We start from the raw sequence: 408 nt of genomic DNA on the forward strand, positions 1-408 counted from the left end.
CGGCATCACGCTCGCCCAGGCGCTCGCCAAGGCGCGCGGCCTGTCGGACTTCGCCGCCGACCCGGCCGGCACCTTCATCTTCCGGTTCGAGCCCGCCAGCGTGGTGCGCCGGCTCAACCCGGCCACCAAGCTCACCGGCACGCCGCTGGTGCCGGTGGTGTACCGGATCAACATGCGCGACCCCAACAGCCTGTTCACCACCCAGGCGTTCCGCATGCGCAACCGCGACCTGATCTACGTCTCGAACGCCCCGTTCACCGAGGTCTCGAAGGTGCTGTCCGTCTTCACCTCCGTCACCGGCCCGGTCTCCTCGGTGGCGACCGCTTACTATTACGCGAAGTAAGCACGGGACGACTTTCGCGCGTCGGCGGAAAACAATCGCGTTCCGCCGCGTCCTCGCGTATGGGC

General features: G+C 67.9%; 1 pseudogene. It reads left to right on the forward strand.

Annotated elements, in window-relative coordinates:
- Nucleotides 1-343 (forward strand): annotated as a pseudogene (locus IR141_RS12910) (sugar ABC transporter substrate-binding protein); the annotation flags it as partial.
- Nucleotides 344-408 lie beyond the last annotated feature (65 nt).

It is taken from the genome of Neisseria sp. 19428wB4_WF04, assembly GCF_015235335.1.
In the GTDB taxonomy this organism is placed as follows: domain Bacteria; phylum Pseudomonadota; class Gammaproteobacteria; order Burkholderiales; family Neisseriaceae; genus Neisseria; species Neisseria musculi.